We start from the raw sequence: 16,025 nt of genomic DNA, 5'->3' as shown, positions 1-16,025 counted from the left end.
GGAAGGACGTGTTGGAGGTGTTCGGGCTCGATCAACGAATCCCTTCATCGCCGCGCAAACCGGCTACATTTGTAATCTACCGAGCCCGATTGCCCGGACGTTTGCCGGTGTATTCAACCCATGCCCCACCCTTGGAATTTCCTCAACCTGAGCTGATTACCCGCCGGCACACGCGCTTCGATGCCTTTGAGGGTTTGCAATGGTTGCGCGTGCAGTTAAAGGATTGTGCGGTCAGTCGAGCCCACTCATCATCCGCATGGAAGATTTGCCACTGGAGTGACCGATGAATCAACAAGGCAGCCATCCGCAAGAGCGGATTCCAGGCACTCCACAGCGGAGAACCTTGCGCAGCCTGTTGATCCCGGAGTGGCTCGGCAGCTACCGGCCAGACTGGCTGCGCAGCGATGTGGTCGCCGGGCTGACGGCAGCGGCCGTGGTCATTCCCAAGGCGCTGGCGTACGCCACCATTGCCGGCCTGCCGGTGCAGGTCGGGCTGTACACGGCGCTGGTACCGATGGTGATCTATGCCGTGCTCGGCACGTCGCGCCCGCTTAGCGTCAGCACCACGACCACCCTGGCCATTCTTGCCGGCTCCGCGTTGGGCCAGATCAGCCCCGAAGGCGATGCGGCGACCTTGCTCGCCGGTTCCGCCACGCTGGCCCTGATGGTGGGTGCGATCCTGATTGTCGCGGGGTTGCTGCGCCTGGGTTTCGTCGCCAATTTCATTTCCGAGCCGGTACTGGTGGGTTTCAAGGCCGGCATCGGCGTGGTCATCGTGCTCGACCAATTGCCCAAGCTGTTGGGCACGCACATCGACAAAGGCGGCTTCCTGCATAATCTGGTGGCCACGGTCCAGAGCGTCGGCCATGCCTCGCTGCCGACCGTGGCGGTCGGTGTGTTCATGGTCCTGCTGCTGGTGGGCATGAAGCGTTTTACGCCCCGGCTGCCCGCACCTTTGATTGCGGTGGCGCTTGGCATCATCGGCATGAGCCTGTTTGGCCTGGAGCGCTTTGGTGTGTCCGCCGTGGGCGTGGTGCCGATCGGATTGCCCGCACCGACCCTGCCGGTTTGGTCGATGGCCGAAACCCTGTGGTCCTCGGCGATGGGTATCGCGCTGATGAGTTTCACCGAAACCATCGCGGCGGGGCGCGCTTTCGCCCGCAGTGACGAGCCCGCGCCACAACCGAATCGGGAACTGCTGGCCACAGGCGTTGCCAACATCGGTGGCGCGTTTCTCGGGGCCATGGTCGCCGGTGGCGGGACCACCCAGACGGCAGTGAACCGCCTGGCCGGCGCCCGTTCGCAACTGGCCGCACTGGTCACCGCCGCACTGGCGCTGGGCACTTGCCTGCTGCTGGCACCGCTCATTGGCCTGATGCCCAACGCCACGCTCGCCGCCGTAGTGATCGTGTATTCGGTGGGCCTGATCGAACCGGCGCAATTTCGCGAAATCCTGTCGGTTCGCCGTACCGAATTTGCCTGGGCCGTGGTGGCCATGATCGGCGTGATGCTGCTGGGCACGCTGCAAGGAATCGTCGTGGCGATTATCGTCTCGTTGCTGGCCCTGGCCTACCAGGTCTCCGACCCGCCCGTGCACGTACTTGGACGCAAGCCCGGTACCAACGTCTATCGTCCGCAGGCCACCGACAACGAAGACGACGAACACTTTGACGGATTGCTGTTGCTCAGGCCCGAAGGACGGGTGTTCTTCGCCAATGCCGAGCGCATCGCCGACAAGATCCGGCCGCTGATTGACGTGGCGAATCCCAAGGTCGTGGTCCTGGACCTGCGCAGTGTGTTCGACCTGGAATACACCGCGCTGAAAATGCTCACCGGCGCGGAGCAGCGCATGAGTGAGAAAGGCATTTCACTGTGGCTGGTGGGCATGAGTCCGGGCGTATGGGACATGGTCATCAAGGCACCCCTGGGCCATGTGCTGGGCGAGGCGCGCATGTTCCTGAACCTGGAACAGGCGGTTGAACATTATCAGCGCAGTCGACGCGCAATGAACGCGGCCGGGGGCACTCCGGACGCTATGTGACGCATTGAAGGAGGTAACGGGCATGGCAAAGAAGAAGGCGGCAACCAAAAGCAAACCGGTCGAAAGCGGCAAGCTCAAGAACAAGGATTATCTCGAGGAACTGGCGCGGCTGCATGTCGAGATGGTCAAGCTGCAGGAGTGGGTGCAGCACTCGGGCGCCAAGGTCTGCATTGTCTTTGAGGGCCGTGATGGCGCCGGCAAGGGCGGGACAATCAAGGCGTTGACCGAACGGGTCAGTCCGCGGGTGTTCCGGGTGATGGCGCTGCCGGCACCGACCGAGCGGGAAAAAAGCCAGATGTATGTACAACGTTATCTGCCGCACCTGCCGGCGGCCGGTGAAGTGGTGATCTTCGATCGCAGCTGGTACAACCGCGCCGGTGTCGAGCGGGTCATGGGGTTCTGCAGCGACGAGCAGGTGCACACCTTTCTCACCGGGGTGCCGCGCGTCGAGCAGGCACTGGTCGAATCGGGAATCATCCTGATCAAATACTGGCTTGAAGTGAGTCAGGAGGAGCAGACCCGACGCCTCAAGTCGCGTATCACCGACGGGCGCAAGATCTGGAAGCTGTCACCCATGGACCTCAAGTCCTATAACCGCTGGTACGACTACTCCCGTGCCCGGGACGACATGTTCAAATTCACCGACACCGAATTCGCCCCGTGGCGGGTCGCCAACTCGAATGACAAGCGACGGGCGCGACTGAACATCATCAGTGATGTGCTGAACAGTATTCCTTATGAAGAAATACCGCGGGCAAAAGTGAAACTGCCCAAACGCCAAAGTCCCGGAAACTATCGGGATCCGAACTATCCGTTCAAGTACATCCCGGAAAAATTCTGATCGATGCATTGGGCAGGAGCCGGCCCACGCCAGCTCCTGCTGCATGCCATCAGGCCTTGATCACGTACCCATACGCCCGGGTACGCCCGCCTTCCTGCTTCAGGTACACACCCTGCAGCTCCGGCGTGAAGCCGGGCAAGCGGTTGATGCCTTCTTCCAGGGCCAGGAAGTACTTGAGCACCGCGCCGCCCCAGATTTCACCCGGCACCACGCACAGCACCCCCGGCGGATAAGGCAACGCACCCTCGGCCGCAATGCGCCCGTCGGCATCCGCCAGCGCCACCAGTTCGACGTTGCCGCGGATGTACTCGATTTGCGCTTGCTGCGGGTTCATGGCCTTTTTCGGGAAGTGTTCCTTGCGGAACATGTCCTTCTGCAACTGCTGCACATTGTGGTGGCGGTACAGGTCGTGCATTTCCTGGCAGAGCTGGCGAATGGTGTAGTTGCGATAACGTTCCTGATGCTGCGCGTAGATGGCCGGCAACACCCGGCTCATCGGCGCGTCATCGCTGATGAAGCGTTCGAAACGGGCGATCTGCGCGGCCAGGTGGGTCATCTTCGCCCAGTCTTCGGCCGGGGTGAGCAGGAACAGGATGGAGTTGAGGTCGCATTTTTCCGGAACGATGCCGTTCTCGCGCAGGAAGTTGGCCAGGATACCGGCGTGAATGCCGAAGTCGGTGTAGCTGCCATCCACCGGGTCGATGCCCGGCGTGGTGAACAGCAACTTGCACGGGTCGATGAAGTACTGCTTCTCGGCGTAGCCGGCAAAGGCGTGCCAGCGGTCCTTGGGGTGGAACTCGAAGAAGCGGATGTCATTGGCAATGTCTTCGGTTGGATAGTCTTCCCAGGCGCGCCCTTCAATGGTATCCGGCACGAACGGTCGGACCATGGTGCAGGCTTCGAGGATCAACTTGCGCGCCTCGATGCCGAACTTCACGCAGTCTTCCCACAGGCGTAGGCCGCTGCGGCCCGAGTGAATGCGCGCATTCACATCCAGCGAAGCGAACAGCGGGTAGAAGGGGCTGGTGGACGCCTGGGCCATGAACGCGTTGTTGAGCCGGTGATGGTTGCAATAGCGCGCCTGGCCTTTGATGTGGCGGTCCTTCTTGTGCACCTGGGAGGCCTGGGAAAAACCGGCCTGCTGTTTGTGCACCGACTGGGTGACGAAGATGCCCGGGTCGTTCTCGTTGAGGTCGAGCAGCAGCGGCGAGCAGTCCTTCATCATCGGGATGAACTGCTCGTAGCCGACCCACGCCGAGTCGAACAGGATGTAGTCACACAGCTTGCCGATGCGGTCGACGACTTGCCGGGCGTTGTAGACGGTGCCGTCATAGGTGCCCAGTTGAATGATCGCCAGGCGGAACGGCCGTGGCAGTTGCGCCTTGTCCGGGGCGACTTCGGCGATCAGTTCGCGCAGATAGTCTTCGTCGAAACAGTGGGCGTCGATGCCGCCGATGAAGCCGTAGGGGTTGCGCGCGGTTTCCAGATACACCGGCGTGGCGCCGGCCTGCAACAGCGCGCCCTGGTGGTTGGATTTGTGGTTGTTGCGGTCGAACAGCACCAGATCGCCGGGGGTCAACAGGGCGTTGGTCACCACCTTGTTCGACGCCGAGGTGCCGTTGAGCACGAAGTAGGTCTTGTCGGCGTTGAACACCTGCGCGGCGTGTTTCTGCGCCAGCAGCGCCGGGCCTTCGTGGATCAGCAGGTCGCCGAGCTTGACGTCGGCGTTGCACATGTCGGCGCGAAACAGCGTCTCGCCGAAGAAATCGAAAAACTGTCGCCCCGCCGGATGCTTGCGAAAGAACTGGCCGCCCTGGTGACCGGGGCAGGCAAAGGTTGCGTTGGCCGCCTCGGTGTACCGTTTGAGCGAATCGAAGAAGGGCGGCAGCAGGCTTTCTTCATAGGCTTTGGCCGCTGTCTCCAGTTGGTTGCCATGGTATTCGACGTTACTGGGGGACAGGTCGAAGATGCCGTTCACCTGCAGCAGCACGTCATTGAGGTGTTTGTAGACCTCCCGGGGGCGGGTGCTGGTGCCGGGGGACGGCACCAGGAAAATCGGCACATCAAAACCGGTGCGCTGAATGACGTCCAACGCTCCAGCCAACACATCATTGACCGACACCACGGCCACGGCGACGTCGGTGAAGTCGGTTTGACTGAGCGGGACTACCTCCCGGGCGTTCAGGAAACATTCGGAGGCGCCATCACTGGCGGCGATTTTCAGAGCTTTCATGGGTGGTGTCTCCTGGCGGGCACTCAATTGTCCGCAGCTTTTTTAGAGATCAACTTCCGGAGGAGTCTTCCAGTTCCCCTGATCGGAAATCGTGTCACCACTGGTTATAGAGCATATTTCTGATCTGTCAGGCGTTTTACCGCGACCTTGCACAACTTGACGTCTCACGACCTGTCGGTCAGGCGTGAACCAGCGCAATCGTGAACGAGACCACGATCATGCACGCAAAAGCAAAATTGATATTCATGAGGTTTCCATCCGAAACATGAGTGACGGCGCCATCTTGAACAGGTCACAGCAAAATAAAAAATTCGGCGTAATGATTTGAAAGATCGAAAAAAATGATACTTGGAGGTGTTTGCCCGGCCGCCCGTTTGTGTTTGTCCCGTGCTTTGGCTAATCTCGCCGAAGAGCGCAATTTCACGCATAAACGGGCAAAAACATGCACGACAACCATTCCGCTGCCGAACTTCCATCCGTACGCCGGCAAAAAATCCTGTTGATCCTCGAACGAGACGGCAAGGTCATGGCCTCGGAGTTGAGCCAGCATTTCGCGGTGTCCGAAGACACCATCCGCCGGGATCTGGCGGAACTGGCCAGTGTCGGCCTGGTGCAGCGGGTACACGGCGGGGCGTTGCCGCGTCCCAAGGACACGGGCAAGGACTATTTCACCCGGATCAGTGAAACCGATGAGGTGAAAACCCATCTGGCGCAACTGGCTGCGCGACGGGTGCAAGACGGTCAGATCGTAGTGTTCGATTCCGGCACTACCACCTTGCAGATCGCGCGTTCGCTGCCGGCGGACATCGCCATTACCGCGATCACCGCGTCGCCGATGACCGCCATCACCTTGTCCGAATACAAAGGCATCAAGGTGATTCTGGCGGGCGGCCAGCTCAACCCGGCGACGATGTCGGCCAGCGGCCACGAAACCCTGCGGCTGCTGGCGGGCATCAAGGCCGATCTGCTGTTTACCGGGGTTTGCGCGATTCACCCGCAGGTGGGCTTGAGCTCACTGCATTTTGATGAGGTGCCGGTGAAACAGGCGATGCTCGACTGTGCCTCTCACGTGATTGCCGTCACCACGGCGGACAAACTCGGGGCGGTGGAACCCTTTGTCGTCGCGCCTTGCAACCGCGTGCACACGCTGATTACCGAACGGCATGTGGCGTCTGGCAATGTTGAAGATTACCGGGCGCTGGGGATCGAGGTGGTGCAGGCTTGAGTGGGTCTTTGTGGGAGCGAGCTTGCTCGCGATGGCGTACTTTCAGCCGACATCACTGCTGAATGAGACACCGCCATCGCGAGCAGGCTCGCTCCTACAGGAATCGATGTCGACCACAAATCTCCAGGCCAGCACAAACAACATCCATGTTGAATGTATTGGCCAGTAACCTCAGCGCAGTCGCTCAAGCATCTGGTAGTACCACATGCCGGCGGCGAGCATCGGGTTGCCGAGCAGGTCGCCCATGGGCACGCGGATATGCTGGCAGGCGGCGAAGGTGTCGAACTGTTCCAGTTTTCCTGTGATCGCACGGCCCATGATTTCGCCCATGATGTGGGTGGTGGCGATGCCGTGGCCGGAGTAGCCCTGGCAATACCAGACGTTGTCCGACAGCTTGCCCAGTTGTGGGATGCGGTTGATCACGATGCCCATCGCGCAGCTCCACTGGTAATCGATGGCCACGCCTTTGAGCGCCGGGAAGGTCTGCTCGATGCACGGACGCAGCTCGGCGGCGATGTTCCGCGAATCCTTGCCGCTGTAGTTGGCGCCGCCCCCGAACAACAGGCGACCGTCAGCGGTGAGGCGGTAGTAATCGAGCACGAAGCGGCAGTCATAGACCGCCAGGTCTTCGGGGTTGATCTGCCTGGCCAGATCGCCCAGCGGCGCAGTGGTGACGATGCCGCCCATGGCCGGGAAAATCTTGCCCTTGAGCTTGCCCGGTTCCAGCTTGTGGTAGACGTCGCCGGCCAGCAGCACCTGGTTGGCGTCGATGTGTCCGTGGGCGGTGCGCACTCCAGGCGTGTCCCCGTGGATGATCTCCAGCACTTCGCTGTTCTCGAAGATCAACGCATCGAGGCTTTCGGCTGCGCGGGCCTCGCCGATGCACAGGTTGAGCGGGTGCAGGTGCATGTTGCGGGTGTTCTTGATCGCGCCGTGGTAGAGGTCGCTTTGCAGCAGATCGCGCACCTGGTTGCGGTCGAGCAGGCTGACCTCGTCGCCCATGCCACGGTGCACCGCCTCTTCGTAATCCTTGCGCAAGCCGGCCATGTGCGCGGGTTTGTATGCGGCGTGCAGGTGGCCGTGCTTGAGGTCGCAGGCGATGCCGTATTTTTCCACGCGCTGCCGGATGATCTGGTGCCCGCGCCAGCGCAGGTTCCAGATGAAATCATCGACTTCATCACCAATGGTGCGGCGCATCTGTTTGCGCATGGCTTCATCGCCCGACAGGCTGCCGGTGACCTGGCCGCCATTGCGCCCGGTGGCGCCCCAGCCGATCTTGTGGCTTTCGACGATGGCGACCTTCAGGCCTTTTTCCGCCAGCTCGACGGCGGTGGCCACACCGGTGAATCCGCCGCCGATGATCACTACGTCAACCCGGTGCCGGCCTTGCAGCGTCGGGTAATCGGTGTCCTGGTTGAGGGTGGCGGTGTAGTAGGAATTGCAACGTTGAGTCATGTCGGTGTCCAGGCAGAATTGGGAGAAACCAATGCCGGTCAGGTGAGCACAGTCATTGTGGGAGCGGGCTTGCTCGCGAAGAGGCCCGCACATCCAGCACTTGAGGTGACTGACACACCGCTTTCGCGAGCAAGCCCGCTCCCACAGGTTCTGTGTATGGCTGAGCAGGGTTCACGCGTACCGGGATAGCGAAGGAGGGGGCTCGCCGATCAGGCGAGCAGGGCGCTATCCGGCGGACGTGCGGAGTGACGCAGTTTGGAGCGGCGCAGGGCCATGGGCAGGTTGACGATGCGCTTCATGCAATGCCGTCCACGGCCAGCAGCGAGGTGGCCTGGATCGAGAGGTTCAGCAGGTGCTGTTCTGACGGCAAAGTACGCATGGCGCAGGTTTCCGGCGGCGGAAATCGTCGGTGGCCAGTAGCACAAGCCATCCGGGGGATGGCTGGATACTAGGGAGGATTGCGGCGCGTGTAAATGTTTGATTCAGAACATCAGGTGCACACCCAGGCCGATCAACCCGCAGCCGATCAACACCTCGATCACCCCGCGCTTGAATCCAAGCAATGCAACGCCCGCGACTATCGCGATCAGCAGCGAAGGCCAGTCCAGTGCTCCTTCGAAGCCTTTGGGCCACAGCACGTGGTAGGCAAAAAAACAGGCCAGGTTGAGAATCACGCCCACCACGGCGGCCGTAATGGCCGTCAGTGGCGCGGTGAACTTGAGTTCGTTGTGCGTCGATTCCACCAACGGCCCGCCCGCGAGGATGAACAGGAACGAGGGCAGGAAGGTGAACCAGGTCACCAGCGTCGCGGCGATGGCGCCGGCAACGAAGGCCTGATCCGGGCCGAAGACCTGATGCACGTAGGCGCCGATAAAACCGACGAAGGCGACAACCATGATCAACGGACCCGGCGTGGTTTCACCGAGCGCCAGGCCGTCGATCATCTGCGTCGGCGTCAGCCATCCGTAGTGGCCGACCGCGCCCTGGTAGACGTACGGCAACACCGCGTAGGCGCCGCCAAAGGTCAGCAGCGCGGCCTTGGTGAAGAACCAGGCCATCTGGGTCAGCGTGCCTTCCCAGCCGAACAACGCGGTGAGCATGGCCATGGGCAGTGTCCACAAGATCGCACCGATCACGGCCAGACGCGCCAGTTTCCAGCCACTGAAGCGGGCGTGTCCGGGGGTTGGGGTGTCGTCGTCGATCACTGCCGGGCCGTAGGAGCGTTTCGCAGCGCTGTGGCCACCGGTCCTGAATTTTTCCGGTGCCAGTCGCCCGCCGAAATAACCGATGACCGCCGCACCGAGCACGATCAACGGAAACGGCACATTGAGCACGAAGATGGCCACGAAGGACGCGGCGGCGATGCCCCATAACCAGCCGTTCTTCAGCGCCCGCGAGCCGATCCGGTGAGCCGCCTGCACCACGATTGCCGTGACCGCAGGCTTGATCCCGTAGAACAGTCCGGCGACCACGGGCACGTCACCAAAGGCGATGTATACCCAGGACAGCGCAATCAGGATGAACAGCGACGGCAATACAAACAGCACGCCAGCGATCACACCGCCCCAGGTCCGGTGCATCAGCCAGCCGATGTAGGTCGCCAACTGCTGAGCCTCTGGCCCGGGCAGCAACATGCAGTAGTTGAGGGCATGCAGAAAGCGCCGCTCGGAGATCCAGCGCCGGCGTTCGACCAGCTCCTGATGCATGATCGAAATCTGCCCCGCCGGCCCGCCGAAACTGATGAAACCAAGCTTGAGCCAGAACAGGAAGGCCTCGCGCAGGCTGATGGACCGGGGTTGCAGTACATCCTGTTGCGTGATCGGGGAGGGCGTGGGGCTCAAGCGGAAACTCCTTGTGCAGAAAAGCTTTGAGCCGATGACTGTAGCTAGGCCGGAGCGCGTTGCATAGCCGCCTCATGTGGCCTATCTGCCCAGCGCTCGACGGCTGACCGGTCGCTGTCACGGGCATCGACCCAGCGTGCGCCGGACGCCACGTCTTCGCGTTTCCAGAACGGCGCGTCGGTTTTCAGGTAGTCCATGATGAATGCACAGGCTTCGAAAGCGGCTTGACGATGGGGGCTGCTGACGCCGACAAACACGATCGGCTCGCTGATCGACAACGGGCCGATCCGATGCACGATCTGCACGGCGTTCAATGGCCATCGGGCCCTGGCATTGTCGACGATTTTTTGCAGCGAACGTTCGGTCATGCCCGGGTAGTGCTCCAGAAACAACCCGCTGACCGCCTCACCCTGACTGATGTCGCGCACATAGCCGACGAAGTTGACCACGGCACCCACCCCCGGATCGTTTGCCTGCAGGCTGTCGATCAGCCGGCCGACGTCGAACATTTCACGCTGGACCCGAACCGACATGTCTCAACCCCCGGTGACCGGTGGAAAAAAGGCGATCTCGTCATAGTCCTCGATCACCCGGTCTGGATGGCACAGCTCCTGGTTCAGCGCACACATCAGGTTGCTTTCACCCAGCACATGGCTCCACACCTCACCGCGAGCCATCAGCAGTCGGCGCACGTCCTCGATGGTCTTGAGGCTGTCGGTCAGGGGCAGTTTTTCACCGCCCAGGTTGAGCTGCTCGCGGTAACGGGCGAAGTAATTGATCAGGATCATTGCGCGTCCTCGAACTTGAAGTGACCGGAGCGGCCACCTTGTTTACTCAGCAGGCGGATGTCATCGATGACCATGCCCCGGTCTACCGCCTTGCACATGTCATAGAGGGTCAGCGCCGCCACGCTGACGGCGGTCAGGGCTTCGAGTTCGACCCCGGTCTGGCCCTCGACGCGGCACGTACTGAGGATTTTCACGCTGTCCGGAGTGCAGGCCTTGAGTTCGACGTGGATCGAACTGAGCAGAAGGGTGTGGCACAGCGGGATCAGCTCATGGGTTTTCTTTGCCGCCATGATTCCGGCGATCCGCGCCACGGCAAATACGTCGCCCTTGGGGTGGCCGTCGCTTTGAATCAGCTTCAGGGTTTCCGGGCGCATCCGCACCCAGGCCTGGGCCTGGGCTTCACGCAGCGTCGAGGTTTTTTCGCTGACATCGACCATGTTGGCGCGACCCTGGCTGTCGAGGTGGGTCAGGCCATCGTGCGATGCATCTGAAATGTCTGTCATGGGAGGTTCCTGCGCTTGCCAGCGCGGTGATCAGGTGAAGGCATCATGCCGGACTGTAAATGCGTGGTGCGTTGCGGTGGGGGATGTGAATCAGGTTGAGGCGATGTTTGATTGCCCATTGCACGGTCAGGGCGGTGGGTGCCGACAGACTGACCAGCGTGCCGAGCCTGGCCCTGACGGCCTTGTGGATCAGTTCGAGGCTGCAACGGCTGGTGACCACGGTGAAGCCGCAACGGCTGTCGATGCCGGCGTGTTGCAGGGCACCGATCAACTTGTCCAGCGCGTTGTGGCGGCCAATGTCTTCGCGGCAGATCAGCGCGTTGCCTTGGGGGTCGAAGTACAGCGCCGCGTGCAGCGCACCGCTGCTGCGGGCCATTTGTTGGGCCTGTTCGATGCGGTTGCGGATGTCGATGAAATGCTCGGCGGGCGGCAGGGCAACCGACTCGAGAATCTGCAGTTTCGGCAGGGCCTGCTCCAGCGCTTCCACACCGCACAGCCCGCAGCCACTGGTGCCGGCCATTTGCCGACGATGGTTCTTCAGCGCCCAGAATGCGCGGCTGGAGATCTGCACGTCGGCTTGAACGGCCTGGTCGAATCGGGTGAGGCGCAAGTCGTAGATTTCACTCTGGTCCTCAACGATGTCGTTGCTGACGCTGAAGCCACGGATGAAATCTTCGAGGTTGCCCGGCGACACCATCATCACCGCCTGACTCAGACCGTTGTACGTGATTGCCAGGGCAATCTCTGATGCCAGCGCCGCCTGACAGACTGACGCGGCGTTGTCGTACTCGCGAAAGTTCACACTCAACGGTTGGGGCGCGGGGGCATTGGTGTCGCTTCGAACATCGGCTTGTTCAACTTGGCACAACATGAAAAGAACCTCGAAGCGCTGAATTAAGTTCAGGCTACGGGTAACTTTAAACAGCGTCCAATCGCTTGTTCCGATGTGCCGATTGGTGATGTCTATCAAACTGGGCAAACATGTCCGGTTCGGTTTTATATAAAGCCGAAACTTGATCAGTCAGTCCGGCTGAATAACGTTCGTGCTTCGGCGAAACACTTTTCGGCAATCGCCGAACGCGGTTCGGTCTTGCGCATCACCAGGCCCAGGGGCGCGAGTACGCTGGCATCCGGCAATTCGATGAACGCCAGGTGTTCGATGGGCTCTTCCAGGCCACTGTCCAGCGGCATGATCGCGCAGCAGAAACCCTCGTGAATCGCCTGCAGCAACTGGTAAGTCGAATCGCTTTCCAGGATCGGCTGCGGGTCCAGTCCGCGGCTGCGAAAGCTCAGGTCGATGGATTTGCGGTAGTGCATGCCGTTGCTGAGCATCCCCAGCGGCAGCTCGGCGGCGTCCTCCCAGCTCATTTGCGTGCCGTCGAAATGGAAGTGGCGATTGTCGTACAGCAGGCCGACGCGGGTTTCGCCGATCTCGAAAAACTCGAAATAGCTCGGGTTGACGTGATCGAGGTAGCACACGCCCAGGTCCAGCTGATTGTTGCCAAGGCCCTCGATGATCTGGTCGGAACTCAAGGACGACAGGCTGTACTTGAGCTCGGGAAAGCTGCGGGACAGGCCCTGGATGTAGGTGACCGGGTTGAAGCTGCTGAGGGGGACCAGCCCCAGGCGCAGGTTGCCCACGAGCTGGCCCCGGCACGCGGCGGCCTCGGCGAAGAGCCCGTCGTGGGCGGCCAGCAGGGTCCTGGCCCACGCCAGCACCCGTTCGCCGGCCTCGGTAAAACCCTCGAAGCGCTGGCCTCGGGTGACCAGCACCAGGTCCAGTTCATCCTCCAGGTTGCGCAGGCGCATCGACAGCGTGGGCTGGGTGATGTGGCAGCGTGCGGCCGCCTGGCCGAAGTGGCGGGTCTGCTCCAGGGCGATCAGGAACTTGAGTTGTTTGATGTCCATGACGGCACCTGCTGGCGGGGGAGTGAAGGGTTAAGTATTGACTCAGGTGCGCAAGACACAAGGCGAGGCAGAAATCGTGAGCCGAGACGATCTCATTGTCTTCGGTGTGCGTCCAATCACTGTTATCTAAGGTGTTATCGACGGGCTCTATCATTGCTGTTGTTTCTGGTCTTTTTATATTGATAGATTGGCTCGATAGTCTGGTTGGTTAGAGTGATTAGACACGGCTTGAATTATCGAATTAGTCTCCGGAAGTCATTTAATCAATATCTGCCGGAGAACCCCATGAGCGTCAAACCGGATGCATTGTTTATACCCCTGAATATTGCCGTGTTGACTGTTAGCGATACCCGCGAATATGCCAATGACACTTCCGGCCAATTACTCGTCAGTCGTTTGCTGGAAGCCGGCCACACCCTCAGCGAGCGCAACCTGCTCAAGGACGACCTGTACAAGATCCGCGCGCAGGTGGCGAACTGGATTGCCGACGACGGTATCCAGGTGGTGCTGATCACGGGCGGCACCGGGTTTACCGGCCGCGACAGCACACCTGAGGCAGTGGCCTGTTTGCTGGATAAACAGATCGAAGGCTTCGGTGAGCTGTTCCGGGCGATTTCGATCCTCGACATCGGCACCTCGACGGTGCAGAGCCGGGCATTGGCCGGGCTGGCCAATGGCACGCTGGTCTGCTGCCTGCCGGGTTCCACGGGTGCCTGCCGCACCGCGTGGGAAGGCATCCTCGCCGAGCAACTCGACGCGCGCCACCGGCCGTGCAATTTCGTACCGCACCTCAAGCCTATGCAGGCTTGCGGGACGCGCGGATGAGCTATTCACCCTTGATGCCGGTGGAGGATGCCATCGAAAGGTTGCTGACAATGGCCGAGGCACAGTGGATTGAAGACAGTGAAGCGGTGCCGCTCAGTGCCGCACGGCAACGGGTGTTGGCCAATGACCTGGTGGCGACCCTCGACCTGCCGCCGTGGCCGAACAGCGCCATTGACGGCTATGCCCTGAATGTCGACGGTTGGGACGGGGCACCGCTGACCGTGTCGCAACAGGTATTTGCCGGTCACGCCCCCCAAGCACTGGCACCGGGAACCTGCGCGCGCATCTTCACCGGCGCCCCGGTTCCGCCGGGTGCCAACGGCGTGGAGATGCAGGAGAACACGCAAGTACTGGATGACGGACGTATCCGCTTCAAGCAGCCATTGAGCGCCGGCAGCAACATCCGCCCGCAAGGTCAGGAGAACCGCGTCGGCGATGTGCTGCTGCGCGCCGGCAAGCGCCTCGGTCCGTTCGAACTGGCGGTCGCGGCAGCGCAGGGCTGCACCCATGTGCAGGTCGTGCGGCGACCACGGGTGGCGTTGCTGTCCACCGGCGATGAACTGGTCGATCCGGGCACACCGCTCAAGCCCGGCAGCATCTACAACAGCAACCGCACATTGTTGAGCCATTGGTTGAATGCGTTGGGTTGCGAGGTCATCGAGGCCGGCATTCTCCCCGACGAGCCACGCCAGACGCGACTCAAACTCGAACAACTGCAACACACGGCGGACCTGATGCTCAGCACGGGCGGCGTGTCCACCGGTGACGCCGACTGCCTCGGCCAGGTACTGCGCGAGTGCGGCAAGCCGTTGCTGTGGAAGCTCTCGATCAAACCCGGCAAGCCATTGACCGTGGGCCACTTCGGCCGCGTGCCGGTGATTGGCCTGCCGGGCAATCCGACCTCGGCGTTGGTCACTTTCGGTCTGTTGGCCCGGGTTTATCTGTTGCGGATTCAGGGTGTCGAAGACGTCGAGCCTTTGAGCTTTCCGGTGAGTGTCGGCTTTGCCTGGCCCAAACCCGGAAGCCGCCGCGAGTACCTGCGAGCGAAACTCGAAGCCGGTCGCGCGGTGCTCTATCCGAACCAGAGTTCCGGCGTATTGCTGGGCGCATCCTGGGCCGATGGGCTGGTGGAAGTGCCGGAAGGCTGCACACTGGAAGCGGGCGACACGGCGCGGTTTATTCCCTTCAGCGAGCTGTTCTGAATTCCGCAAACAAACTGTGGGAGCGAGCTTGCTCGCGATGAGGCTGGCAAATCCAACAGAGATGTTGGCAGGCAGACCGCTATCGCGAGCAAGCTCGCTCCCACAGTTTTGATCTTCAGTGAATGTCAACCTTGCGGCCGGCCACAATCCCTGTGGGAGCGAGCTTGCTTGCGATGAGGCCGGCAAATCCAACAGAGATGTTGGCAGGCAGACCGCTATCGCGAACAAGCTCGCTCCCACAGAATTTGTGTGTTTCCTGAGTCTCAGTTCAACACAAAATCCACCGGCTCCAGTTGCGGTGGCAGTTCCGTCACACCCAGGGCCGCCAGTACATCGCGCTCGATATTGCGCACGATGGCATCGGTGGGCAGGTCGTTTTCGTCGCGGCCGAAGGGGTCTTCCAGTTCATCGGCAATCGCATCCAGGCCGAAAAAGGTGTAGCTGACAATCGCGGTGAAAATCGGTGTCAGCCAGCCCAGGGGTTCGGCCATGGCAAACGGCAAGAGGATGCAGAACAGGTAGATGGTGCGGTGCAGCAGCAGGGTGTAGGGAAAGGGTAGCGGGGTGTTCTTGATCCGTTCACAGACGGCCTGGGCATGGGTCAGGCTGGTCAAATGGTTGGCCATGAGCGTGTAGCGCCAGTCGTTGATCGCCCCGGACTCGTTGAGTGACGAGCACTGTTGACCGACCTGCATCAGTATCTGCCCGCTGATGTCCGTGGTGTTGCCCTTGGGCATCGGGTGCAGCCAGTCGCCACTGGCGGCCATTTCGTTTTCCTGGCGCAGGCGCGCGTTGAGGGCATGGGCGAAGCCGCAGAGGTTGCTGAGGATCGTGTGGCGCTCAGCGGTGTCCTTGATCGCCAGGGTTTCACGAATCATCGAGCGGATCTCCACGATCACATCGCCCCAGGCCTTGCGCGCTTCATACCAGCGGTCGTAGCAGGCGTTGTTGCGAAAGCTCATGAAGATCGACAGCGACAAACCCAGCAGCGTGAAGGGCGTGGCGCTGACCTTGGAAAAGTAGCTGGGATGCAAGGTTTCGATGAGCACGATGGCCGAGGCGAGCAGTGTCACCATCAGGCTGCGCCAGGCGATGCGTTTGGCAATCGAACCCTTGAGGGACGTCAGCACGCCGATCAGGTTGGGTTTGGGTCTCACGATCAT

At 61.2% G+C, this 16,025-nt stretch carries 14 protein-coding genes; 5 read left to right on the top strand and 9 right to left on the bottom strand.

Going from position 1 to position 16,025, the window contains the following annotated elements; all coding sequences use genetic code 11:
* Positions 1 to 283 precede the first annotated feature (283 nt).
* Together KW840_RS21350 and ppk2 are read left to right on the top strand one after the other, a co-directional pair.
* Positions 284 to 2,041 carry a SulP family inorganic anion transporter gene (locus tag KW840_RS21350; RefSeq protein WP_218497649.1) on the top strand — a complete coding sequence of 586 codons (1,758 nt, stop codon included), beginning with the start codon at positions 284 to 286 and terminating at the stop codon, positions 2,039 to 2,041.
* Between the two features lie 22 nt (positions 2,042 to 2,063).
* A complete protein-coding gene (gene ppk2, locus KW840_RS21345; protein WP_090456147.1) occupies positions 2,064 to 2,882 on the top strand; it encodes a polyphosphate kinase 2 in 819 nt (272 codons plus the stop codon).
* Positions 2,883 to 2,931: 49 nt separating this feature from the next.
* Here the strand turns inward: ppk2 and speF are convergent, their stop codons facing one another.
* Positions 2,932 to 5,115 (bottom strand): ornithine decarboxylase SpeF, encoded by a 2,184-nt coding sequence (gene speF / locus KW840_RS21340; protein WP_090456145.1) that lies wholly within the window; start codon positions 5,113 to 5,115, stop codon positions 2,932 to 2,934.
* A 442-nt stretch (positions 5,116 to 5,557) separates the two neighbouring features.
* Between speF and KW840_RS21335 the strand changes: the two genes are divergently transcribed.
* A complete protein-coding gene (locus KW840_RS21335) occupies positions 5,558 to 6,340 on the top strand; it encodes a DeoR/GlpR family DNA-binding transcription regulator (protein ID WP_090456143.1) in 783 nt (260 codons plus the stop codon).
* A gap of 171 nt (positions 6,341 to 6,511) precedes the next feature.
* On the opposite strand, the gene KW840_RS21330 is transcribed toward KW840_RS21335, so the two are convergent.
* The 7 genes from KW840_RS21330 to KW840_RS21300 all read right to left on the bottom strand — a co-directional run bounded on the left by KW840_RS21330 (position 6,512) and on the right by KW840_RS21300 (position 12,835).
* The gene (locus KW840_RS21330; protein WP_218497647.1) at positions 6,512 to 7,795 is read right to left on the bottom strand and encodes an FAD-binding oxidoreductase; all 1,284 of its coding nucleotides are present in this window, start codon (positions 7,793 to 7,795) and stop codon (positions 6,512 to 6,514) included.
* 482 nt (positions 7,796 to 8,277) lie between these two features.
* Positions 8,278 to 9,636, bottom strand: a complete 1,359-nt coding sequence (chrA, locus tag KW840_RS21325; RefSeq protein WP_090456140.1) for a chromate efflux transporter — start codon at positions 9,634 to 9,636, stop codon at positions 8,278 to 8,280.
* 44 nt (positions 9,637 to 9,680) lie between these two features.
* On the bottom strand, positions 9,681 to 10,169 hold the full coding sequence (moaE, locus tag KW840_RS21320; RefSeq protein ID WP_218497645.1) for a molybdopterin synthase catalytic subunit MoaE: 489 nt from the start codon (positions 10,167 to 10,169) through the stop codon (positions 9,681 to 9,683).
* Positions 10,170 to 10,172: 3 nt separating this feature from the next.
* Positions 10,173 to 10,424, bottom strand: a complete 252-nt coding sequence (gene moaD / locus KW840_RS21315) for a molybdopterin converting factor subunit 1 (protein ID WP_090456136.1) — start codon at positions 10,422 to 10,424, stop codon at positions 10,173 to 10,175.
* Complete coding sequence (gene moaC, locus KW840_RS21310) at positions 10,421 to 10,927, bottom strand: cyclic pyranopterin monophosphate synthase MoaC (RefSeq protein WP_218497636.1); 507 nt, start codon at positions 10,925 to 10,927, stop codon at positions 10,421 to 10,423. Before moaC ends, moaD begins: the two co-directional genes overlap by 4 nt.
* A gap of 43 nt (positions 10,928 to 10,970) precedes the next feature.
* Positions 10,971 to 11,798, bottom strand: coding sequence for a formate dehydrogenase accessory sulfurtransferase FdhD (gene fdhD, locus KW840_RS21305; RefSeq protein ID WP_218497634.1), 828 nt, complete (start codon positions 11,796 to 11,798; stop codon positions 10,971 to 10,973).
* Between the two features lie 146 nt (positions 11,799 to 11,944).
* Positions 11,945 to 12,835, bottom strand: a complete 891-nt coding sequence (locus KW840_RS21300; protein WP_090456130.1) for a LysR family transcriptional regulator — start codon at positions 12,833 to 12,835, stop codon at positions 11,945 to 11,947.
* A 285-nt stretch (positions 12,836 to 13,120) separates the two neighbouring features.
* On the opposite strand from KW840_RS21300, the gene moaB reads away from it, so the two are divergent.
* Both moaB and glp read left to right on the top strand, forming a co-directional pair.
* Positions 13,121 to 13,660, top strand: a complete 540-nt coding sequence (moaB, locus tag KW840_RS21295; protein ID WP_150814417.1) for a molybdenum cofactor biosynthesis protein B — start codon at positions 13,121 to 13,123, stop codon at positions 13,658 to 13,660.
* On the top strand, positions 13,657 to 14,862 hold the full coding sequence (gene glp, locus KW840_RS21290; RefSeq protein ID WP_218497624.1) for a gephyrin-like molybdotransferase Glp: 1,206 nt from the start codon (positions 13,657 to 13,659) through the stop codon (positions 14,860 to 14,862). Before moaB ends, glp begins: the two co-directional genes overlap by 4 nt.
* Before the next feature lie 263 nt (positions 14,863 to 15,125).
* On the opposite strand, the gene KW840_RS21285 is transcribed toward glp, so the two are convergent.
* The gene (locus KW840_RS21285) at positions 15,126 to 16,025 is read right to left on the bottom strand and encodes a bestrophin family protein (protein WP_218497614.1); all 900 of its coding nucleotides are present in this window, start codon (positions 16,023 to 16,025) and stop codon (positions 15,126 to 15,128) included.

Origin of the sequence: Pseudomonas sp. PDM30, assembly GCF_019218985.1 — a bacterium.
GTDB lineage: Bacteria > Pseudomonadota > Gammaproteobacteria > Pseudomonadales > Pseudomonadaceae > Aquipseudomonas > Aquipseudomonas jessenii.
This window is presented reverse-complemented; position numbering and strand designations above follow the sequence as displayed.